Here is a 21,144-nt window from a genome sequence, read left to right as displayed (position 1 = left end):
CAATTGCTCCCCAGCACGCTGGAGGGATTGGCGACTGCTGTGTTGGATGGGCGTTGTATACATCGCTTCACCTCGATGGCAGTGCCCCTGTACCCCGAGCATACCGCTGTTTATCTTACGATCTGACTACAGCGTCTAATTTCCCTATGAGATTAATGGGGATTTGTTCAGATTACGTCACATTATTCGCCGATATCTTCATTCCAGACGTCCGGGTTCTCCGCGATGTAGCGGCCCATCATCTCGATGCAGCTGGCGTCATTCAGGTCGATGACGTTCACGCCGTTCTCGCGCAGCCAGTCGATGCCGCCGGGGAAACTGACCGATTCACCCACCACCACCGTGCCGATATTGAACTGCCGGACCAGGCCACTGCAGTACCAGCACGGGGCCAGGGTGGTGACCATGATGGTGTTGCGGTAGCCGCGCTGACGCCCGGCCTTGCGGAAGGCGTCGGTTTCACCATGGATGGACGGGTCGCCTTCCTGGATACGGCGGTTGTGGCCGCAGCCGAGCAGGCGGCCATCGTTGTGATACAGCGCCGCGCCAATCGGGATGCCGCCTTCGGCCAAGCCCTGGCGGGCTTCGGCGATGGCGGTTTCAAGCAGGGCGCGGTAGTCCGGGGTGGTGATCATGCAAGGTCCTTGTGGTGCCGTGGCGATCATCATAGCGGCCGGATTCAGCCTGCTGGCGCCGCAATCGGGCTGTCGGTGCGATAATCAGCGGCATGAGCGAATCCCCCTACAAGACCGGCACCACCCACTTCGGCTTCCGCGATGTACCGGCCAAGGACAAGCAGAAGCTTGTCGGCCAAGTGTTCACTTCCGTGGCCGACAACTACGACGTGATGAACGACCTGATGAGTCTGGGTATTCATCGGCTGTGGAAGCGTTACTTCGTCGCCACCGCGCAGGTGAAGCCGGGTGATCGGGTGCTGGATCTGGCCGGCGGTACCGGCGATATCGCGGTGCTGCTGAAGGAGCGCATCGGCGCCGAGGGCAGCGTGGTGTTGGGTGATATCAACGCTGGCATGTTGTCGGTGGGTCGCGACCGGTTGACCAACCGTGGCCAGGTGTCGGGCTTCGAGTGGGTGCAGCTCAATGCAGAAGCGCTGCCGTTCCCGGACCAGAGCTTCGATCTGGTGACCATTTCCTTCGGTCTGCGCAACGTGACCGACAAGGAAGCCGCGCTGCGCGAGATGTACCGCGTGCTGAAGGTGGGTGGTCAGGCGCGCGTGCTGGAGTTCTCGGAAGTGACGGTGGATTGGTTCAAGCCGATCTACGATTTCCACTCGTTCAAGGTGCTGCCGAAGTTGGGCAAGCTGTTTGCGCGTGGTGATGCTGATAGCTACCAGTACCTGGCCGAGAGCATCCGCAAGCACCCGCCGCAGGAAGAGCTGAAGGCGATGATGACGGAGGCAGGTTTTGGCCGCTGTCATTACAAGAATCTGAGTGCGGGTATTGTTTCGATTCACTCGGGTTACAAGCTTTGAGGCTTGGTTGCTGGGTGGGTTGAGGAAAGGGCGGCCATTGGCCGCCTTTTTTGTATGTGGGACGGTGCTGCTGGTTTTGTCTTTTGTTGTGAGGCCCCTGCCGAGCATGGCTCGGCACTACAGTGGTCCGCGCGCGCTGAGTCTTCGCGAGGATGACGGCAAAAAGGCCAAAGCGAATGCCAATGCCGCACTGCCGCATCCGCCAACGCCTTTCAGGTTTAAAATCAGCGGTTGTTCCCTGAACCGGTTCCAGATCAATGCGTTCTTCGTTCCTGATGCTGCCCCTGGCCGTGGCGCTCGTCGCCGGCTGTGCCAAAGAACCCGCAGCCCCCACCGTCGACCCCGTCGCCCAGAAGCCCGCCGCCGCCGTGAATACTGTCAGCCGCAGCCACGATGAAAGCTCCTACGCCGAACCCGAAAAGGTCGTCATCAAGGACCTGGCGCTGGATCTGAAGGTCGATTTCGACGCCAAGCAGATCGGCGGCACCGCGACCTATACGCTGGAGTGGAAGGACAAGGCTGCCAAGCAGCTGCTGCTCGATACCCGCGAGTTGACCGTTGAGAAGGTCGAGGCCGTGGCCGCCGATGGCGCTGCCACCCCGCTGCAGTTCGTGCTGGCACCGGCCGACAAGGTGTTCGGCAGCAAGCTGAGCATCGAAACCCCGGCCCAGCCGACCTCGGTGCGCATCACCTACCACACCGCGCCGACCGCCTCCGGTCTGCAGTGGCTGGAGCCGTCCATGACCGAGGGCAAGAAGCTGCCCTTCATGTTCAGCCAGTCGCAGGCCATCCACGCCCGTTCCTGGGTGCCGTTGCAGGACACCCCGAGCGTCCGCTTCACCTATAGCGCGCATGTCACCAGCCGCCCGGACGTGATGGTGCTGATGAGCGCCGACAACGACCCGAAGGCTGCACGCGATGGCGACTACGCCTTCAAGATGCCGCAGCCGATTCCGTCTTACCTGCTGGCCATCGCTGCTGGCGACCTGGTGTTCGAGCCGATCTCCGAGCGCTCCGGCGTGTGGGCCGAGCCGACCATGGTCAACAAGGCCGTCAAGGAATTCGAAGACACCGAGAAGATGATCGGTGCCGCCGAGAACCTGTATGGCGAATACCGCTGGGGCCGTTACGACATGCTGGTGCTGCCGCCGTCGTTCCCGTTCGGTGGCATGGAAAACCCGCGCCTGACCTTCGCTACCCCGACCGTGATCGTTGGCGACAAGTCGTTGGTGTCGCTGGTCGCGCACGAACTGGCGCATAGCTGGTCCGGCAATCTGGTGACCAACGCCAGCTGGAAGGACATCTGGCTCAACGAAGGTTTCACCACCTACGTGCAGGGCCGCATCACCGAGGCGCTGTATGGCGCCGAGATGGCCGAGATGGAGCGCGAGATCGACCAGACCGATCTGCTCAACGAAGTGAAGGACATGAGCCCGGCCGACCAGGCGCTGGCACTGCCGCCGCTCAACGAGCGTGACCCGGACGATGCGCTGAGCCAGGTGGCCTACGTCAAGGGCGCATGGTTCCTGCAGTTCCTGGAGCAGCGTTTTGGTCGTGCAGTGTTTGATCCGTTCCTGCGTGGCTGGTTCGACGACCATGCTTTCCAGAGCGCCAACACCGACCAGTTCGTCGAGTACATGAAGAAGAACCTGCTGCCGAAGAATCCGACGGCGGTAACCGATGCAGAGCTGAAGGCATGGCTGGAAGAGCCGGGCATCCCGGCGTTCGCCACCAAGGCCCGTTCGCGGAACTTCGCCGTGGTCGACACCGCCCGCATCGCCTTCCTGGGCAGCGACTCGCTGCCGAACAGCCAGGTAACCCGTGAGTGGAACACCCAGGAATGGGTACGTTTCATTGATGGCATGGGCGAGAAGCTGCCGGTCGAGAAGCTGGCGCAGCTGGACAAGGGCTACCACTTCACCGGCACCCCGAACGGCGAGATCGCGATGCGTTGGTACCCGCTGGCAATCCGCAGCGGCTACACCGAAGCACAGGCTGCTGCTGGCGAGTTCATCCAGAAGGTCGGTCGCCGCAAGCTGGTGCTGCCGATCTACGCTGAACTGCTGAAGACGCCGGAAGGCCTGGCCTTCGCCAAGGAAGTGTTCGCCAAGGCCAAGCCGGGCTACCACCCGATCACCACCGCCTCGGTGGAAGCGATGATCGCCAAGGCGGAAGCTGCACCGAAGCAGGAAGCTGCGCCGAAGCAGTAATCGGTTGTAGCGCGGGATAAGACAACGGCGGGCGCAAGCCCGCCGTTGTTGTTTGTGTTGTTTGTGGTTTGCTTTGCTTTGCTTTGCTTTGCTGTTGTTTTCATGCCGTCATCCTCGCGAAGGCGGGGATCGCTCTACGCTTTGGCTTTGGCCTTTGCACTGGCGCGAAGCTGGAGCAAAAGCAAGAGCGATTCCCGCCTTCGCGGGAATGACGGCATTAAGGGCGTAGAGCAAAACCCAAGAGCCTGGTGCGCTCAGTTTCCAGCCTTCCCCGAAACAACCGGCAATCCCTTCAACACCGACTTATCAATCTTCGCCGCCACACCAACACTGCGCCCCGCAAGATTGACCACGCTGTACTGCACCGCCACGCCCAGCACCTGGGTTGCCTGTGACATATCCAAACCATAGGACTGGCGTAGCCACTGCAGCATCCCCGAGGTTGCCAAACGCAGCGCATCGTCGCTGGAGCCACCTTGCCCCAAGGTCATGATCTGCGTGGGTGATTCAACGCGAGGTGTGGCGATGGACTGCTTCTTGATCAGTTCAACCTTCAGCACCACATCCAATGATGTTTCCAGCGCCCATTGGCTGGTTTCACCGTCGCCCTGCAGGGCATGACCGTCGCCGACATACAGCAATGCGCCGGGCTGCTGCACCTCAAGGTAAATCGTATTGCCTTCGACCACGGCGTTGAAATCCATGTTGCCGCCGAAGTCGCTGGTGTCGCCGGTAGAGAACGGTGGATAGCCAAAACCGGGAGCAACGGCGAGGCCGCCGAGCATCGGCTTGACCGGGATTTCAAAGTGCTTCAACGCGCCGCTGGCGCCCTGCGGTCGCGCCATGCCGCGCACGCGATCCAGTTCCCAGCGCACCGGATTGCCCAGCGCCGCGGTCTCGGTGGCGATGCGCGGTGTCTTCAAGCGGCCGACGATGCCGTCGAGGCTGTCGGCGTAGTCGCGGTTGAGCTTGAGCGAACGGATGGTGATCGCCAAAGTATCGCCTGGCTCGGCACCGGCGACGAAGAACGGCCCGACCTGTGGGTTGCCGAACAAGGCGCGGGTGATGCCGTGCTCGTCGACACCGCCGGAATCCAGGGTCTTGGTCTGTACCGAATCGCCGGGCCATATCACCAGCGCCGGGGCGCGATCGGCGCTGAAGGTGTTGGAGTAATCGCTAGGCGTGAAGTCGTGCAGGCGCGGTGCCTTGTCCGGCCGTGACGGCACCCGCCGAGCGGTGAAATCATGTGCTGCACGCGCGCTGTGGTTATTGGTGTCCGGCTCGTCGCTGCGGCCCTGCATACGGCTGCCATCGATGCGGCCATCGTAGTGATAGACCTGGCCGTCGCTGCCGGTTGCGGTGAACTTCAGCTGCGTGCCGTTCAAGCTGCCAGCAATCGGGTCACCGCCCAATGTTCCGCTGACGCGCGTGCCTTGCACGTCCAGATTCAAGGTCTGCTGGGCGCTGTTGCCCCATAGATCGGTGGCCAGGATCCATTGATCGGCAGCGAGGGCATGGAGCGGGAGTACGGACAACAACAGCGATGACCATCTCAGGGAAGTGCGCACGTTGCCTGTGTCTGCGAAGGGCCCGGTGGGCGTGTTCGCGGAGTGTACGAATGGGTGCCTTGCCGTCGCAGTGTCAAAGGTAACTACATCTGTAGTCATCCTGGCTACTCTTACAGCCGAGCGATGATCCCTGCGGCAGGCTGCCGGGGTGGGGGCGCGCCGTACTCGTACTCAGGGCGTTAGCGCGCGCACCGCCAGGAACATGTCCACGCAGTCGTGCATTACCCGCTGCTGTGCACTGTGATCCAGAGGCGCGGCACCCATCGTGATCTGCGGCCAGAACGCGAACGCCTTGACCATGCCCTGCAGCTGGTGGGCGGCATCGGCCGGGGCGATGTCGTCGCGCAGGCGGCCATCGGCCTGGGCGGCGCGGATCCAGGTGGTCAGCCCCTCTTCCTTCTCGGCCAGCTTGTCCATCATTGCGCGCGCCCGTTCCGGTGCATGCACCAGCTCGGCCATGGCCACCCGCGACAGGTCGATGAAGCTGGCATCGCTGAGCAGGCGCAGCTTCTGCGCGACGAAGGCCAGCAACTGCTCGCGCAATGGCCGGGCCGGATCGTAGGCGAGTGCGTCCAGCGACTGACTGGCTTCCCACAGCTGCCAGAGGATGGCGGTGAACAGCTCGTCCTTGCTGGCGAAGTGGTTGTAGACCGTGCGCTTGGAGACTTCGGCGGTGGCGGCGACGCGGTCCATGCTGGTGCCGGCAAAGCCCAGTTCGCGGAACTCGGCCACCGCCGCGCGCAGGATGGCCTCGCGTTTGCGGTCGGTCAGGCGGAGCGGGCGCTTTGATTCGGTCATCCATCCATTTTACACCGTTCAGTTTACTTTCCTTGAAATGGAAGTAGACTCGCCGGTGTACTTTTAACGGCAAGCCCAGCCATGAAGCGTCGCCTGCCTCGTTTTCTCCTTCTCATTACGGTGCTGATTGCCATGTCCATTGGCCTGCTGACCTGCGGTGCGCATCCTGCCGCTTCCTACGACCAGTCGCCGCAATACGGCGAGGGGCGCTTCCACAACGTGGCCAAGCAGGTTCCGCTCGGCTTCGTGCGTGGCGCCAAGGTGTGGTGGCGCTTCCTGTTCGAAAAACCGGCCGATGCGACGCCGCAGGTGGCGATTCCGGTACATGCCTTGACCCGGCAGGCGCTGCTGGACGCACCGGACGACAGCCTGTGGCGACTGGGTCACTCGACCATGCTGATGAAGCTGGATGGTCACTTCTGGCTGACCGACCCCGTGTTCTCCGAGCGCGTATCGCCGTTCTCGTTCATGGGGCCGAAGCGTTTCCATGCGCCGCCGCTGTCGATCGAGGAGTTGCCCGAGATCACTGGCGTCATCATTTCGCACGACCACTACGATCACCTCGACCACGACGCGGTGTTGGCGCTGGCACCGAAGGTGCGGCACTTTGTCACTGCGCTGGGTGTGGGTGATCGCCTGCTGGCCTGGGGCGTGCCGCAGGAAAAAATCACCCAGCTGGACTGGTGGCAGGAAACGCGGGTGGAAGGGCTGAAGATCGCGGCCACGCCTGCACAGCATTTCTCCGGTCGCGGGCTGTCCGATGGCAACCGCACCCTGTGGGCATCGTGGGTGATCGATACCGGCCGCACGCGGATCTTCTTCAGTGGCGACAGTGGTTATTTCGATGGCTTTGCGAAGATCGGTGAGCGCTACGGCCCGTTCGATCTGGCGATGGTCGAGACCGGTGCCTATGACGCGGATTGGCCGGGCGTACACATGCAACCGGAGCAGAGCCTGCAGGCGCATCTGGATGTGCGCGGCAAGGTGATGATGCCGATCCATAACGGCACGTTTGACCTGGCTTTGCATCCCTGGACCGAGCCGTTCGAGCGGATTACCGCATTGGCGGCGGAGCAGGGGGTTGTGTTGACTGCGCCGCAGATGGGCGAGCGGCTGGATATCCGTGCGCCGGCGCCTTCTACGCATTGGTGGCGGGTTGGCGAGGAGTGATGGTTGCGGTTGTTGCCGTTGCAGTTGCTGTTGCTGTTGCTTTCAATGCCGTCATTCCCGCGAAGGCGGGAATCGCTCTTGCCTTTGCTTGTGCACGAAGTCAGGGGCAAAGGCCAGAGCCAGAGCGATTCCCGCCTACGCGGGAATGACGGCATAAGAGCCAAAGCCAAAAGCGATCCTGATTCCGCTTCCCCACTCCCCAACATGCTCTAAAGTGAACCCCATCGCGCGTCCATTCCGCGCCACGTTCACTGGAGCTGTTTGATGAAACCCCTGATCCTCGGCGCGCTTTGCGTCTTCGCCCTGGCCGCCTGCAGTAACCCGGAGGCCGAGCGCCAGCAACAAGAGGCGGCTGCCGCCCAGGAACGCGCCAAACGCGAGGCCGACGCCGAAGGCATCGGCAAGCTCTACGACGCTGCGATCACCGCCACCGATTGGGAAAAAGCGCGCATCCACGGCGCCGCCTTGCTCGATCAGTTCCCCGATTCGGAAACCGCCAAGCGCATCGAGCCGGGCTTTGCCGAGGTCCGCGAAAAGGCCGCTGCAGCCGGCGAGCTGCGCCGCATGCAGGCCTTGTGGAGCTACAACCAGGTGCCGGTCAAGGGCGGTACCCAGCGCTCGGCGGCGATCCTCAGCAAGGACCGCGTGGAAGTAGACAGCACCGGCCCCAAACAGGTGAATCTGGTGTTCCGCGATCACCCGGAGTGGAAGCGCCACGCCTATCTGGTGCTGCAGTCCAGCGACTTCGCCAAGGTTTGCTACCGCGCCTGCCAGGTCAAGGTCAGCGTCGACGGCGCGCCTGCCCGCAACATGGCAGCGCATCGCCCGGATACCGATGAAGCCATCGCCATGTTCATCGATGACAACCGCGGCCTGTGGCGGCAGGCACGCAAGGCCAAGGTCATCGAGATCGAGTTCCCGGTACTGGCCGGCGGCACCCGCAAGGCGGTGTTCGAGGTTGGCGGGCTGGACGGCAGCCAGATGCCGAACTGGGATTGATGCCGGTGCTCGCTGATACGGCGGGGCGTTGCGACGTGGCCGCCAGCCGTCATTGGGTGTTTGACATGGACGGCACCCTGACCGAGCCGGTGCATGACTTTGAGTTGATCCGGCGTGAACTGCGGATTCCAACCGGCGCGGACATTCTTGAGCATCTGGCCAGCCTGCCGGCGCAGCATGCCGCGGAGAGCCATGCCTGGCTGATGCAGCACGAGCGGGAACTGGCCGAAGCGTCGGTTGCGGCGCCGGGAGCCGTGGCCTTGATCCGCGCGCTGCATGCCGATGGTTGCCGGTTGGGCATCCTTACCCGCAATGCGCGCGAGCTGGCCGAAGTGACCTTGGCGGCGATTGGTGTGGCGGAGTGTTTTGCTGTCGATGAGATCATCGGTCGCTGGGAAGTGGAGCCCAAGCCGTCACCTGCTGGATTGCAGTTCTTTGCCGAGCGTTGGGATGTAGCACCGGCAGCGATGCGGATGGTGGGTGATCATTACTACGACCTGGCCACCGCGAAGGCTGCTGGTGTGCCGGGGATTCTGATCAATGTGCCGGATGATCCGTGGCCGGGCATGGCGCAATGGCAGCTGCGCGATTGCGCGCAGTTGTTGCAGCAGTGGCAGGCCGCAGGCGGTTTGTAGGAGCGGCGTAAGCCGCGAAGCTCGCACACCATCAGATTGCCGAATTCGCCTGCAATCCAGCATCACCAGCTTCGCGGCTTACACCGCTCCTACAGGTGTCATGCGGCCGACGTATGGTGGGTGAGGCCTCTGCCGAGCATGGCTCGGCACTACCGTTTCCCGCTGAGGGCCATGCAAAAAAAACGGCGCCGAAGCGCCGTTTTTCTTAGAGGCCGTAGCCGAACTGCTGCTTGAACTGGTCGTTGAACTCGGCGAAGTCGAAGCGCTGGTTCTGCGTGCCCGGGTGCTCCACCTTCAGCGCGCCCATCAGGTTGCTCATGCGGCCGACGGTCAGCCAGTCCATGCCCTTCTCGATGCCGAAGATCAGGCCGGCGCGGAAGGCGTCGCCACAGCCGGTTGGGTCGACCACACGGCGCTCGTGCGCCGGCGGGATGTCGAAGGTCTTTTCCGGGGTGTGGATGATGGCGCCGCGCGGGCCCTGGGTGGTGATGTAGGCCTTGGTCCGGGCGACGATGTCGGTCTCGCTCCAGCCGGTGCGCTGCTGCAGCAGGTTGGACTCGTAATCGTTGACCACCACGTAGTCGGCCTGCTCGATGAACTCGCGCAGTTCCGGGCCGTTGAACAGCGGCAGCGCCTGGCCCGGATCGAAGATGAAGGGAATGCCGCATTCGACGAACTCGGCAGCGTTCTGGATCATGCCTTCGCGGCCGTCCGGGGCAACGATGCCGAAGGTGACGCCCGGCACGTCGCGCACGTGGTTGTCGTGCGAACGCATCATCGCGCCCGGATGGAAGGCGGTGATCTGGTTGTTGTCGTGGTCGGTGGTGATGAAGCACTGCGGGGTGAACATGTCTTCCAGCACCCGCACCTGGCTCAGGTCGATGCCCATGCGCTCGAAGTGCTCGCGGTACGGACCGAAGTCCTGGCCCACGGTGCCCATCGGGATCGGGCTGCCGCCCAGCAGCTTCAGGTTGTAGGCGATGTTGCCGGCGCAGCCACCCAGCTCGCGGCGCATGCGCGGCACCAGGAACGACACATTCAGGATGTGCACCTTGTCCGGCAGGATGTGGTTCTTGAACTGGTCCGGGAACACCATGATGGTGTCAAAGGCAAGGGAACCACAGATCAAAGCGGACATTGCGAACAGGCCTATACGTAAAAGGAAAAAGCCGCCGCGCACGCGCAGGCGACCCGGCGCGACTGCGCGCCAAAGTGCGTAAGGTTACCGGCTGCGGCGGTCCACGGCCACAAGCAAGGATGTACCGCAGCTGCCCGGAGTGGTCGAAAGCCCAGAATTCACTAGGATTTTCCTTGCTCGGGCGGGGGTGGGTTGATAGGCTAACTGCCCTCATTTTCTGCCCATTTTTTCGCCAACCGGCGTGGGCGCGACACCCCTCAGGATCACTTCCCAGATGTTCAAGAAGCTGCGTGGCATGTTCTCCAATGACCTGTCCATTGACCTGGGCACGGCCAACACCCTTATCTATGTGCGCGGCCAGGGCATTGTGCTGAACGAGCCGTCGGTCGTGGCCGTGCGTCAGGACCGTGCCATCGGTGGCACCCGCTCGGTGGCTGCCGTCGGCGCCGAAGCCAAGCAGATGCTCGGCCGTACCCCGGGCCATATCACCACCATCCGTCCGATGAAGGACGGCGTCATTGCCGACTTCACCTACACCGAGGCGATGCTCAAGCACTTCATCAAGAAGGTGCACAAGTCGCGCGTGCTGCGCCCCAGCCCGCGCGTGCTGGTCTGCGTGCCGGCCGGCTCCACCCAGGTCGAGCGCCGCGCCATCAAGGAATCGGCCGAGGAGGCCGGTGCGCGTGATGTGTTCCTGATCGAAGAGCCGATGGCTGCTGCGATCGGTGCCGGCATGCCGGTCACCGAGGCGCGTGGTTCGATGGTCATCGATATCGGCGGCGGCACCACCGAAGTCGCGGTCATCTCGCTGAACGGCATCGTCTATTCGGCCTCGGTGCGCATCGGCGGCGACCGTTTCGACGAGTCCATCACCAATTACGTGCGCCGCAACCACGGCATGCTGATCGGTGAAGCCACCGCCGAGCGCATCAAGGTGGAGCTCGGCTGCGCCTACCCGCAGGCGGAAGTGATCGAGATGGAAATCTCCGGCCGCAACCTCGCCGAGGGCGTGCCGAAGATGATCAAGATCAGCTCCAACGAAGTGCTGGAAGCCCTGCACGAGCCGCTGTCTGGCATCGTCTCGGCGGTCAAGCTGGCGCTGGAGCAGACCCCGCCGGAGCTGTGCGCCGACGTCGCCGAGCGCGGCATCGTGCTGACCGGTGGTGGCGCCCTATTGCGTGACCTGGACCGCCTGATCTCCGAAGAAACTGGCCTGCACGTACAGGTGGCCGACGATCCGTTGACCTGCGTGGCCCGCGGTGGCGGTCGTGCGCTGGAGCTGGTGGACATGCACGGCAACGAGTTCTTTGCGCCGGAGTGATCCGCAGGGAATGGGGGCTGGGGATCCGGCAATGGGGAGCAGGGTGTCCTGCAGCTCGTTCCACTCTCCAGCATCCGCTTCCCCAAGCCAACGGCGTGACACCAGTCGCGCCGTTTCCATACCCGATTCTTCATTCCCCATTTCCAGCCTTCTGTCGTGCCCCCTTACGCCGGTCCTCCCGTAGCTTCCCGTCAAGGGGATGCCAGCAGCACGCTGCGTCTGCTGGCGTACCTGGCCTTGGCCATCACCTTGATCGTGCTGGATGACCAGGGCGGCTGGATGTCGCGTCTGCGCGCCCAGGCCAATGTGCTGGTGCAACCGATCTGGGCCCTGGCTGGTGTGCCGGGCCGGGTAGGGGCATCGGTCAAGGACAACGCCGCCAGCCATAACCAGCTGGTCAGCGAAAACCGCGAACTGCGCAACCAGCTGCTGATCGCCAACGCGCGACTGACCCGTCTGCAGACCGCCGCGCTGGACAATGCGCAGCTGCGCGAGCTGCTCAACGTGGCCGAGCGCAATGGCCTGGACGTGCAGCTGGCGCCCATCCTCGATATCGATCTGGACCCGGTCAAACAGCGTCTGGTGCTGGATTCAGGCAGCCGCGCCGGCGTGCATGTCGGCCAGGCGGTGATCGATGCCGGTGGCCTGATGGGCCAGGTGATCGCGGTGACGCCAGCGCATTCGACGGTGCTGTTGCTGACCGATCCGGACCATGCGGTGCCGGTGGCGGTGGCACGCAATGGCGTGCGGCTGATTGTCTACGGCCGCGGCGACCGGCTGGAACTGCGTGATATTCCGCTCAGCGCGGGCGTGGAGGTCGGCGATGAGATCGTCACTTCCGGTCTGGGCGGGCGTTTCCCGGCCGGCTTCCCGGTCGGCAAGATCCTGAAGCTGCGTCCCGACGATACCCACGCCTTCCTGGTCGGCGAGCTGGAGCCGGCGGCCAAGTTGGACCGTGGCCGCAACGTGCTGCTGCTGCGTTCGGTACCGGCGCTGCCGCAACTGCCCGACAGCACTGCAATCGAATCGGCGCCGGAAGCCGCGGCCGCGGGCGGTCCATCCGCCGCCCCGGTCAACCGCATGGGCGCGGCAGCTGCGGTTGTTCCTGCCGCCAGCAACGCCACCAGTCCTCAGGCTGCGGCTCCCACGCAGGCCCCGGGCAGCGCGCCAGTGGTGACCGAGCCGGCAGTTGCAGGCCAGGCGCCCGCCCCGGCGACAACGCCAGCCAACGAATCCGCAAGCCCGGCAACACCAGTGACCACTGACAACCCGACCCCGCCGCAGGTACGGCCATGAGTCGTCTGCGCACCAAGGGCTGGGTGATGCCGGTCAGTTTCGTGCTGGCCTTGCTGCTGGCGCTGATTCCGCTGCCCGAACTGCTGTTGCCGGCACGCCCGTATTGGCTGGCGCTGGTGCTGGCGTACTGGGTGATCGAAACCCCGGACAAGGTCGGGCTGGGCTTCGCCTTCAGCATCGGCCTGCTGGCCGATGTGATGTTCGGCGGCATTCTGGGTGAGCAGGCGCTGCGGCTGGTGGTGATGGCCTTCATCCTGCAGCGCTTCCGTGCGCGTATCCGTTTCTTCCCGCTGTCGCAGCAGGCCTTGGCGATGGGCGGGCTGCTGTTCAATGACCGCGTGATCGATGCTGCCATCCACCTGCTGGTGGGCGAGCCGATGCTGCCGTGGAGCTACTGGGTGGCGCCGCTGCTGGGCATGGCCTTGTGGTTGCCACTGTATGTGCTGCTGGATGCGGTGCGGCTGGGCAAGCGCGGGCGCTGACGATGGCGTCGCGCCGCCAGCACAAGAACACGCATGCAGAGGCCGAGCAATTCCGGCGCCGTGCCGCGATCGGCTTCCTGGGTGTGCTGCTGACCCTGGGTTTCCTGGCCGGCTGGTACTTCAAGCTGCAGGTGCTGGACCACGACATCTACGCCACCCGCTCCGAGGCCAACCGCATCAAGGCGCGGCCGGTGGTGCCGGGGCGTGGCCTGATCTACGACCGCAACGGTCGCCTGCTGGCCGAGAACGTGCCAGCCTTCCGCCTGGACGTGACCGCCGACAAGGTCCAGGACATGGACGCTACCCTGGCCGGGCTGCAGAAGATCTTCTCGCTCAGCGAAGAAGACATCGAGCGCTTCAAGCAATCGCGCAAGGCGCGCCGCGGCTTCATGCCGGTAACGCTGAAGCTGCGGGTCAGCGACGACGAGATGGCGCGCTTCGCGGTGGACCGCTGGCGCTACCCGGGCGTCGAGCTCGAGCCCTATCTGACCCGTCGCTATCCCTACGGCGATCTATTCGGCCACATCATTGGCTACGTCGGCCGGGTCGATGACAAGGATCTGGAAGAGCTGGGCGAGGGCAATGCGGCGCTGACGCACATCGGCAAGTCCGGGTTGGAACGTTTCTACGAGACCCAGCTGCGCGGCAAGATCGGCTACGAGCAGGTCGAGACCAATGTGCAGGGCCGTGCGATCCGCACGGTTGGGCGGGTGCCGGCGCAGTCGGGGACCGATCTGCGGCTGTCGATCGATGCCGACCTGCAGCGCGCCATGGTGGCGGCGTTCGGTGAGCAGGAAGGTTCGGCGGTGGCGATCGATCCACGCACCGGCGAGATCCTGGCCATGGTCAGCCTGCCGTCGTTCGATCCCAATTTGTTCGTCAACGGCATTTCCCACGCCGACTTCAAGGCACTCAACGAGAATCCGTCGCGGCCGCAGTTCAATCGATTGGTGCTGGGTGGTGTGGCCCCGGGTTCGACGGTGAAGCCCTTCCTCGGCCTGGCCGGCCTGGACAGCGGTCTGCGTCGACCTGAAGACAAGATCCTGTCGCGCGGCATGTTCTACCTGCCTGGCGTGAGCCGTGGCTGGGGCGACGCCAACCGTGGCGGTCATGGCTGGACCGATCTGCGCAAATCGATCACCCAGTCGGTCAATACCTATTACTACCAGCTCGGTATCGACATGGGCATCGAGCGCTATGACGACTACATGGGCAATCGCTACGGCTTTGGCCAGCCCACCGGCATCGATCTGGCCGGCGAGATCGGCGGTATTCTGCCGTCCCCCGCAGCCAAGCTCAAAGCCAACAAGGAGCGCTGGTATCCGGGTGACACGGTCAATGCCAGCATCGGCCAGGGCTTGTGGAAAGTGACGCCATTGCAGCTGGTGCGCGGTGTTGGTGGCCTGGCTACCGGCCAGCTGCGCACGCCGCACCTGGTGATGGAGCAGCGCGCCGGCTTCGACCACGACTGGGCGCCGACGCAGCAGCCAGCGAGCCGACCGATCAGCCCCAATCCAGCCAATGTGCAGGCAGTGCGCGAGGGCATGATGGGCACCATGCAGCCCGGCGGCAGTGGCTGGCGGTCCGCCGCCGGTGCGCAGTACCGCATGGCTGGCAAGACCGGTACCGCGCAGGTCATCAGCCGCAAGGGCACGGCCGCGTTGAATCCGCGCAGCCTGCCGATGCACCTGCGCCACCGCGCGCTATTCGTTGGTTTTGCACCCGCCGAAGAACCGGTGATCGCGATTGCCATCGCGGTGGAAGGCGGCGGCTACGGCGGTTCGGCCGCCGCGCCGATCGCACGCAAGGTGTTTGATGCCTGGTTGCTCGGGGTGATGCCCGAAGGCCTGCAACCGCTGGATGCCGAACGCGGCACGGTGGCGGTGGGCGTGACGACGTTTGATACCGAAGATGCCAGCTGGCGTGCGCGCGGTGAGCTGGTAGCACCGCAGTTCGCCGATCTGCCAATCATGGTTGGCGCTCCCGCGCCGCAGCCAGGTGTGCCGCCGCAGCCTGCGCCCGACGCGCTGCCGGGCGTTGCGCCGGCAGCTGCGCGTCCGGCGGCACCAGCGGCAACGACAGCGGAGTTGCGCCGATGAGGGATTTCCTGCGCTGGGCGTTGGAGATGGGTCAGCGCCTGACCCGTGGCCTGGACTGGCCGCTGCTGTTTGCCTTGCTCGCCTTGATGGTCATTGGCCTGTCGGTGCTGGACAGCGCCGGTGGCAGTGGCCTGGTGATGGCGCAGGGCGCGCGCTTCGCGGTGGGCCTGGTGGCGATGTGGGCGATATCGCGGGTGTCGATCCTGCGCATCCGCGCGTGGACGCCGATGATCTATGCCTTGTCGATGTTGCCGCTGCTGGCGGTGTTCGTGCTCGGCACCGGCAAATACGGGCGGCAATGGTTGAACCTTGGCCTGTTCTATCTGCAGCCGGCCGAATTGTTGAAAGTCAGCCTGCCGATGATGGTGGCCTGGTATCTCAACCGCATGCCCTTGCCGCCGCGTATCCCGGTGGTATTGGTGGCAGCGGTGATCATTGGTGTGCCGACTGGTCTGGTGATGTTGCAGCCGGACTTCGGCACCGGCGTGCTGATCGCCGCCAGCGGTGCCTTCGTATTGTTGCTGGCCGGCCTGCCGTGGTGGTGGGTGGGCGTGGGCGTTGGCGGCGTTGCCGCCGCCGCGCCGGTGGCCTGGTTCTGGCTGCTGCGGCCGTACCAGAAGGACCGCATCATGATGTTCCTCGACCCCGAGAGTGATGCTCTCGGCGCGGGCTGGAACATCATCCAGTCCAAGATCGCTATCGGTTCCGGCGGCCTGACCGGCAAGGGCTGGGGGCTGGGCTCGCAGTCGCACCTGAACTTCATTCCCGAACAGACCACCGACTTCGCGTTCTCGGTACTGAGTGAGGAGTACGGCTGGATCGGTGTGGCGGTGGTGCTGGCCTTGTATCTGTTCGTGATCGGCCGCTGCCTGTGGATCGCGGTGGACTCGCGCGATACCTATTCGCGGCTGCTGGCAGGCGCGACCGGTCTGGCGTTCTTCGTCTACATCCTGGTCAACGGCGGCATGATCTCCGGCCTGTTGCCGGTGGTGGGTGTGCCGATGCCGTTGATCAGCTATGGCGGCACCTCGGCGGTGTCCTTGCTGGCCGGCTTCGGGCTGGTGATGGCGGTGCGTGCGCACCGGCCGGTGCACGGCGGCTAGCGCAACGCTGTTGCGCGGATCATCTATTTATCCGCGTCAATATTGCGAGCTTTGATCCAGATCAAACACCTGGCTTTACTAAACCTTCACACTACGCCCCGTCACCGGCGCGCTATCCGCGCTGTGGCCGCCGGCTCGCCGTATGGGGCTGCTGGCAGGTTGGCATCTGGCGGGATGACGGGGGGAGCCGTCGTCCCGGGTCCCCCGGACGCTGACGCGAGCGCCGGTCATCTCAGCGGGATGGGGAGATGACCGACGCTCCTTTTTTTTGCCCCGCCGACTTGGCTACGCGCTTTTCCATGCAGGCTTGCCGGTCTGCGGCAGGCAGCATCGCGCTGCCTATTCATCGGGTAGCGTGAATCCGAAGGATTACGGCACCGCTGGGCGAAGCGTATTTTTCGCTTCAATCTTGTTGTGTTTCATGGTGTTATTGCGGGAAATTCATCTTTGACCTGCTAATCTCGCCCGATGATTAGACGCGCCCTGGTTTGCTGCCTCACCCTCGGCATGGTTGCCTGCGCAACCCAGCCGAAGTCTCCTACACCTCTGCCGGCCCCGGCGGAAACTCCGGTCAAGCCGAGCACCGGCCCGGCCGAAGCCGTACCCGAGGCCAAGGCCGCGCTGCCGCCGGTCGACCTGACGCCGGTGCCGTTCGAAACCGCCCGCGCCAACTTCGTGCGCGATACAGCGGCCAAATACCGCATCGATCCGGCCTATATCGAAGCAACCCTGGCGCAGGCGCAGATCCGCGAGCCGATCATCGCCGCGATGTCGCGTCCGGCCGAGCGGGTCAAGCCGTGGAACGAATACCGGCCGATGTTCATCACCCAGGCGCGTATCGACGGTGGCCGTGCATTCCTGGCGCAGCACCGCGATGAACTGATGCGCGTGCAGGAACGCACCGGTGTGCCGGCCGAAGTGATCGTCTCCATCATTGGTGTGGAAACCAGCTACGGCCGCAATACTGGCAACCACCGCGTGCTCGATGCGCTGTACACCCTGGCCTTCAAGTACCCGCGTACCGGCGACCCGGCCAAGCTCGAGCGCGAAGTGCGCCGCGAGCTGTTCTTCCGTGACGAACTGGCCAAGCTGTTCGAACTGAGCGCACTGGAAAAGCTCGACATCACCTCGCTCAAGGGCAGCTATGCCGGTGCGATGGGCATGGGCCAGTTCATGCCGTCCAGCTACCTGGACTTCGCCGTGGACGGCAATGGCGATGGCCGCCGTGACCTGTTCAACAGCTATGACGACGTGTTCTCGTCCATTGCCAATTACTTCGTCAAGAAGGGTGGCTGGATCCGCGGTGGCACCGTTGCGGTGCCGGCGACGCTGCAGGCAGGTTTCGAGGAGTTCAATCCCACCGATTGGACCCCGACCTACACCGTTACCGAACTGGCGGCGCGCGGCTACCAGCCGGTCACGCCGGTGCGGGCGGTCAACGCCAAGGCTACCCCGGTGACGCTGGAAGGCAGTGACGGCAAGCAGTACTGGCTGGGCTTCCAGAACTACTACGCGATCACCCGTTACAACATCTCCAAAATGTACGCGATGGCCGTGTTCCAGCTGTCCCAGGCCATCGCCGGCAAGGAGCTTCCCCCGGCATGAACATCAAGTGGCTGGTCCCTGCGTTGATCGTGCTCGGGCTGGCCGCCTGCAGCAGCGCTCCGAAGAAGTCGTCATCCGCTACAGCGGGCGCAAGCGCTGCATCGCGTCCGGCGACGGTGGTGCACGGGCGTGGCAGTGCACGCGGTGAATGCCCTGAAGGCTCGCCTTATGCCAAGGCTCAGGAAGACCTGTCCACCCGTGGCAACTACACCGCTGGCGGCCTCTACAAGCCCGGAGTGAGCGACACCACGCCGAGCTATGTGCCCAATGTGGACTGCATTCCCGAGCCGTTGGTGACCAACGAAGCGCGCTCGGCGGTCGGCAATCGATCGCCGTATACGGTGCTGGGCAAGCAATACCAGATCATGGATCGCGTCGATAACTACGTGGAGCAGGGCACCGCCTCGTACTACGGGCAGAAGTTCCACGGGCGGCTCACCTCCAACCGTGAGGTGTACGACATGTACGCCTTCACTGCCGCGCACAAGACCTTGCCGCTGCCGAGCTTCGCGCGGGTGACCAACCTGGACAACGGCGAGTCGGTGATCGTACGGGTCAACGACCGTGGCCCGTTCCACGAAGGTCGTGTGATCGATCTCAGCTATGCCGCCGCAGTGCGGCTGGGTATCACCCAGCGCGGCACTGGCCGGGTCGAAGTGCATGGCCTGACCCCGGGTAGCGAGAATCTGCAGGCCTCCGGCGACAGCCGTCGCGCCCGTCGTGAACGCGCTGCGGCGACGGTTGTCGCAGCGGCACCGCGGCCTGCAGTGGCTAGCCCCAGCCGCATGGACCAACTGGTCGAGAAGCTGCCTGCCGCACCGGCACGTCCGGTTGCCGGCAATGCCGACCATTTCGACGCCTGGATGAAGGACAACGGTGTGCGTGTCGCCACCGGTCGTCCAGCCACCACCAGCGCTGCCAGTACCGTTTCTGCGCCGGTAAGCGTCCAGGCCCTGCCTGTATCGTCGGAGTTGCTGCAGTTCACCCCGCCGCCGGGCGCCGCGGTTGCAGCAGCGGCTCCCAAGGCCGTGGCGACGCCACAGCCAGATGCTGCTTCCCGCGCGCTGGGCTCGATCCTGCTGCAGGTGGCCAGTTTCTCCAGCCGTGACAATGCTGCGCGGGCCTTGGGCCAGCTGGCATCCGCGGGTATCGTCGGTGCCAGCCTCAGTGACATCGTCAGTGGTGGCCGTACCTTGTGGCGCCTGCGCGTACCGGCCAGCGACAGCAGCAGTGCCACGGAACTTGCCGGTCGCATTGCCGGTCTTGGATTTGGCCTGCCGCAAGTGGTCCGCGATTAACCCCAGCACACCGGGGTGCCGCCAGCTGGCTGGTGTCGCCCTACAATGACCCCCCGAATTTTTCTTCCTCGTCCATCAGGAACCGCTGTCCGATGAAATTCCGCTTTGCCGCCGCTGCACTGGCCACCACGCTCGTCGTGGGTCTGGCCTCCGCCCAGACGCCCACCCCGACGCCGACGCCCGCGCCGGCCGCAGCTGCCGCTCCGGCGCAGGTGGCCACGCCGCCGGCCCCGGTTCCGACCACCTCTTCGGCATGGGTGCTGATGGACTACGCCACCGGCCAGGTGCTGGCAGGCGAGAACATCCATTCGCCGCTGCCGCCGGCCAGCATCACCAAGGTGATGACGTCCTATGTGCTGGCCGCGGAAATGAAGAACGGCAAGATCAAGCCTGACGATCAGGTGATGATGAGCGAGCGCGCCTGGCGCGAAGGCGGCGCAGGCACCGACGGCAGCTACAGCGGCTTCCCGGTCAACCAGACCGCGCGTCTGGAAGACATGGAAAAGGGCATGGCGATCCAGTCCGGCAACGATGCGGCCATCGCTTTGGCCGAACACGCTGCCGGCAGCCAGGAAGCATTTGCTGCCCTGATGAACAGCTATGCCGCCAAGATCGGCATGAAGGATTCGCACTTCGTCAACGCACACGGCCTGAACGCCGAGGGCCACCAGTCCAGCGCCTACGATCTGGCGCTGTTGGGCCGCGCCTTCGTGCGTGATTACCCGGAGACCTATGCGTACAACAAGATCAAGGAATTCACGGTAGGCAAGATCACCCAACCGAACCGCAACCTGCTGTTGTGGCGTGACCAGAGCGTGGACGGCATCAAGACCGGTCACACCTCGGCTGCCGGTTACTGCCTGCTGAGTTCTGCACAGCGTGGTGATCAGCGTCTGGTGGCGGTGTTGATGGGCGGTGCATCGGAGAAGCAGCGTGCTGATGACAGCCTGGCGCTGTTGAACTGGGGCTTCCGTTTCTTCGAAACCCATCGCATGTATGAAGCGGGCAAGGCGGTGACCACGCAGCATGTGTGGAAGGGCGCGGCCGACGAGGTGCAGTTGGGTGTGGCGCAGCCGATGTTGGTGAGTGTGCCGCGCGGCCGTTACAACGATCTTAAGCCGTCGATGGATGTGCCGAAGCAGTTGGTGGCGCCGATTGCCGCAGGTCAGCAGATTGGTACGGTCAAGGTGTCGCTGGATGGCAAGGTAGTTGCCGAGGCGCCGTTGGTGGCCGTGCAGGCGGTGGAAGAGGGTGGTTTCTTCAAGCGGCTGTGGGATGCATTCATGATGTGGTGGAAGTCCGAGTAAGGGCTTTCACCGGCTGAAAAGCCGAGCGGCGTTGCGGTGTTCTGTCGACTGGATTTGGGTCGATGGGGTGCAGCAACGCCGCTTTTGTTTTGCCTGTTGAGTGACGCATCTCCGCTCAGCCCCCGTTCCTTTGCCAAGCTCCGCTGAGCGCCCTTCCTTTGCCAAGTGCAGCTCTGCGCCCTCCCTTTGCCGCAGGCAAGGGGAGGGTTGGGGAGGGGTAGCTTTAGGCGTTGAAGTTGCCGTTGCCGTTGCCGTTGCTTTTGACTCACCGGGCCCCTTCCGCAGCGACGGAGCCAGTGGGAAGAACCCGAAGGGCGACGTGCATGGATGCACGTTGTTTTTCGCCACGACAGGGATGTCGTGTCGAAAAATCCCGCTGGCGGAGTGAACCCGCGTCGCGTAGCGACGTGGGCGCGTAGGCAGGGTGTGCTTGACCAGCCATTCGGCTGTTGAAAAGTGCCTCTTTGGGCCACGTTTCTTTGCACAAGCAAAGAAGAGCTCTTTAACAGCCGAATGGCTGGTCAAGGTGCGCTCGCGCGCCGAAGGCGGGCGAAAGCTCTGCTCTGCTCTGCTCTAGCTTTGGCTTTGGCTTTGGCTTTAGCAACTGCAACTGCCGAAGCTTT

The 21,144-nt window shown here is 64.0% G+C and carries 17 protein-coding genes; 13 read left to right on the top strand and 4 right to left on the bottom strand.

Going from position 1 to position 21,144, the window contains the following annotated elements:
* Positions 1-182 precede the first annotated feature (182 nt).
* On the bottom strand, positions 183-635 hold the full coding sequence (locus tag ACVOLL_RS16170; protein WP_303747502.1) for a nucleoside deaminase: 453 nt from the start codon (positions 633-635) through the stop codon (positions 183-185).
* A 92-nt stretch (positions 636-727) separates the two neighbouring features.
* On the opposite strand from ACVOLL_RS16170, the gene ubiE reads away from it, so the two are divergent.
* Entirely contained in the window at positions 728-1,492 is a 765-nt protein-coding gene (ubiE, locus tag ACVOLL_RS16165) for a bifunctional demethylmenaquinone methyltransferase/2-methoxy-6-polyprenyl-1,4-benzoquinol methylase UbiE (RefSeq protein ID WP_346496869.1), read from the top strand.
* A gap of 257 nt (positions 1,493-1,749) precedes the next feature.
* Positions 1,750-3,702: a M1 family metallopeptidase gene (locus tag ACVOLL_RS16160; RefSeq protein ID WP_481513812.1), complete on the top strand. Its 1,953-nt coding sequence runs from the start codon at positions 1,750-1,752 to the stop codon at positions 3,700-3,702.
* A gap of 254 nt (positions 3,703-3,956) precedes the next feature.
* On the opposite strand, the gene ACVOLL_RS16155 is transcribed toward ACVOLL_RS16160, so the two are convergent.
* Both ACVOLL_RS16155 and ACVOLL_RS16150 read right to left on the bottom strand, forming a co-directional pair.
* On the bottom strand, positions 3,957-5,240 hold the full coding sequence (locus tag ACVOLL_RS16155) for an acetamidase/formamidase family protein (RefSeq protein ID WP_481513811.1): 1,284 nt from the start codon (positions 5,238-5,240) through the stop codon (positions 3,957-3,959).
* A 201-nt stretch (positions 5,241-5,441) separates the two neighbouring features.
* On the bottom strand, positions 5,442-6,068 hold the full coding sequence (locus tag ACVOLL_RS16150) for a TetR/AcrR family transcriptional regulator (RefSeq protein WP_481513810.1): 627 nt from the start codon (positions 6,066-6,068) through the stop codon (positions 5,442-5,444).
* A 132-nt stretch (positions 6,069-6,200) separates the two neighbouring features.
* Here ACVOLL_RS16150 and ACVOLL_RS16145 point away from each other — a divergent pair, with 132 nt between their 5' ends.
* From ACVOLL_RS16145 to ACVOLL_RS16135, 3 genes are all read left to right on the top strand, one after another.
* Entirely contained in the window at positions 6,201-7,238 is a 1,038-nt protein-coding gene (locus ACVOLL_RS16145; protein ID WP_481513809.1) for an MBL fold metallo-hydrolase, read from the top strand.
* A 264-nt stretch (positions 7,239-7,502) separates the two neighbouring features.
* Positions 7,503-8,237, top strand: a complete 735-nt coding sequence (locus ACVOLL_RS16140; protein ID WP_481513808.1) for a hypothetical protein — start codon at positions 7,503-7,505, stop codon at positions 8,235-8,237.
* Positions 8,237-8,872, top strand: a complete 636-nt coding sequence (locus ACVOLL_RS16135) for an HAD family hydrolase (RefSeq protein WP_481513807.1) — start codon at positions 8,237-8,239, stop codon at positions 8,870-8,872. Before ACVOLL_RS16140 ends, ACVOLL_RS16135 begins: the two co-directional genes overlap by 1 nt.
* 205 nt (positions 8,873-9,077) lie before the next feature.
* Here ACVOLL_RS16135 and ACVOLL_RS16130 read toward each other — a convergent pair whose 3' ends face one another.
* A complete protein-coding gene (locus ACVOLL_RS16130; protein WP_481510531.1) occupies positions 9,078-10,010 on the bottom strand; it encodes a carbohydrate kinase family protein in 933 nt (310 codons plus the stop codon).
* Positions 10,011-10,284: 274 nt separating this feature from the next.
* Here ACVOLL_RS16130 and ACVOLL_RS16125 point away from each other — a divergent pair, with 274 nt between their 5' ends.
* From ACVOLL_RS16125 to ACVOLL_RS16090, 8 genes are all read left to right on the top strand, one after another.
* The gene (locus ACVOLL_RS16125; RefSeq protein ID WP_005419402.1) at positions 10,285-11,331 is read left to right on the top strand and encodes a rod shape-determining protein; all 1,047 of its coding nucleotides are present in this window, start codon (positions 10,285-10,287) and stop codon (positions 11,329-11,331) included.
* A gap of 156 nt (positions 11,332-11,487) precedes the next feature.
* Positions 11,488-12,627 carry a rod shape-determining protein MreC gene (gene mreC / locus ACVOLL_RS16120; protein WP_481513806.1) on the top strand — a complete coding sequence of 380 codons (1,140 nt, stop codon included), beginning with the start codon at positions 11,488-11,490 and terminating at the stop codon, positions 12,625-12,627.
* Positions 12,624-13,109 carry a rod shape-determining protein MreD gene (gene mreD / locus ACVOLL_RS16115; protein WP_481513805.1) on the top strand — a complete coding sequence of 162 codons (486 nt, stop codon included), beginning with the start codon at positions 12,624-12,626 and terminating at the stop codon, positions 13,107-13,109. The genes mreC and mreD overlap by 4 nt, the downstream gene beginning before the upstream one ends.
* A gap of 2 nt (positions 13,110-13,111) precedes the next feature.
* Positions 13,112-15,208 (top strand): penicillin-binding protein 2, encoded by a 2,097-nt coding sequence (gene mrdA / locus ACVOLL_RS16110; RefSeq protein ID WP_481513804.1) that lies wholly within the window; start codon positions 13,112-13,114, stop codon positions 15,206-15,208.
* A complete protein-coding gene (gene rodA / locus ACVOLL_RS16105) occupies positions 15,205-16,311 on the top strand; it encodes a rod shape-determining protein RodA (RefSeq protein WP_282271529.1) in 1,107 nt (368 codons plus the stop codon). The genes mrdA and rodA overlap by 4 nt, the downstream gene beginning before the upstream one ends.
* 468 nt (positions 16,312-16,779) lie before the next feature.
* Entirely contained in the window at positions 16,780-17,916 is a 1,137-nt protein-coding gene (gene mltB / locus ACVOLL_RS16100) for a lytic murein transglycosylase B (RefSeq protein WP_481513803.1), read from the top strand.
* Complete coding sequence (locus tag ACVOLL_RS16095; RefSeq protein ID WP_481513802.1) at positions 17,913-19,214, top strand: septal ring lytic transglycosylase RlpA family protein; 1,302 nt, start codon at positions 17,913-17,915, stop codon at positions 19,212-19,214. Before mltB ends, ACVOLL_RS16095 begins: the two co-directional genes overlap by 4 nt.
* Positions 19,215-19,306: 92 nt before the next feature.
* Positions 19,307-20,521 (top strand): D-alanyl-D-alanine carboxypeptidase family protein, encoded by a 1,215-nt coding sequence (locus ACVOLL_RS16090; protein WP_481513801.1) that lies wholly within the window; start codon positions 19,307-19,309, stop codon positions 20,519-20,521.
* The last annotated feature ends 623 nt before the right edge of the window (positions 20,522-21,144 follow it).

The organism is Stenotrophomonas sp. STEN035, assembly GCF_056759935.1.
Note: the sequence above shows the minus strand (reverse complement) of the source record. Positions and strands in the feature narration are given on the sequence as shown.

What these genes read in the sequence shown, in the direction of transcription:
- ACVOLL_RS16170 (WP_303747502.1), bottom strand. Translation starts at nt 635, where the DNA reads ATGATCACCACCCCGGACTACCGCGCCCTGCTTGAAACCGCCATCGCC.
- ubiE (WP_346496869.1), top strand. Translation starts at nt 728, where the DNA reads ATGAGCGAATCCCCCTACAAGACCGGCACCACCCACTTCGGCTTCCGC.
- ACVOLL_RS16160 (WP_481513812.1), top strand. Translation starts at nt 1,750, where the DNA reads ATGCGTTCTTCGTTCCTGATGCTGCCCCTGGCCGTGGCGCTCGTCGCC.
- ACVOLL_RS16150 (WP_481513810.1), bottom strand. Translation starts at nt 6,068, where the DNA reads ATGACCGAATCAAAGCGCCCGCTCCGCCTGACCGACCGCAAACGCGAG.
- ACVOLL_RS16145 (WP_481513809.1), top strand. Translation starts at nt 6,201, where the DNA reads ATGTCCATTGGCCTGCTGACCTGCGGTGCGCATCCTGCCGCTTCCTAC.
- ACVOLL_RS16140 (WP_481513808.1), top strand. Translation starts at nt 7,503, where the DNA reads ATGAAACCCCTGATCCTCGGCGCGCTTTGCGTCTTCGCCCTGGCCGCC.
- ACVOLL_RS16135 (WP_481513807.1), top strand. Translation starts at nt 8,237, where the DNA reads ATGCCGGTGCTCGCTGATACGGCGGGGCGTTGCGACGTGGCCGCCAGC.
- ACVOLL_RS16130 (WP_481510531.1), bottom strand. Translation starts at nt 10,010, where the DNA reads ATGTCCGCTTTGATCTGTGGTTCCCTTGCCTTTGACACCATCATGGTG.
- ACVOLL_RS16125 (WP_005419402.1), top strand. Translation starts at nt 10,285, where the DNA reads ATGTTCAAGAAGCTGCGTGGCATGTTCTCCAATGACCTGTCCATTGAC.
- mreD (WP_481513805.1), top strand. Translation starts at nt 12,624, where the DNA reads ATGAGTCGTCTGCGCACCAAGGGCTGGGTGATGCCGGTCAGTTTCGTG.
- mrdA (WP_481513804.1), top strand. Translation starts at nt 13,112, where the DNA reads ATGGCGTCGCGCCGCCAGCACAAGAACACGCATGCAGAGGCCGAGCAA.
- rodA (WP_282271529.1), top strand. Translation starts at nt 15,205, where the DNA reads ATGAGGGATTTCCTGCGCTGGGCGTTGGAGATGGGTCAGCGCCTGACC.
- mltB (WP_481513803.1), top strand. Translation starts at nt 16,780, where the DNA reads ATGATTAGACGCGCCCTGGTTTGCTGCCTCACCCTCGGCATGGTTGCC.
- ACVOLL_RS16095 (WP_481513802.1), top strand. Translation starts at nt 17,913, where the DNA reads ATGAACATCAAGTGGCTGGTCCCTGCGTTGATCGTGCTCGGGCTGGCC.
- ACVOLL_RS16090 (WP_481513801.1), top strand. Translation starts at nt 19,307, where the DNA reads ATGAAATTCCGCTTTGCCGCCGCTGCACTGGCCACCACGCTCGTCGTG.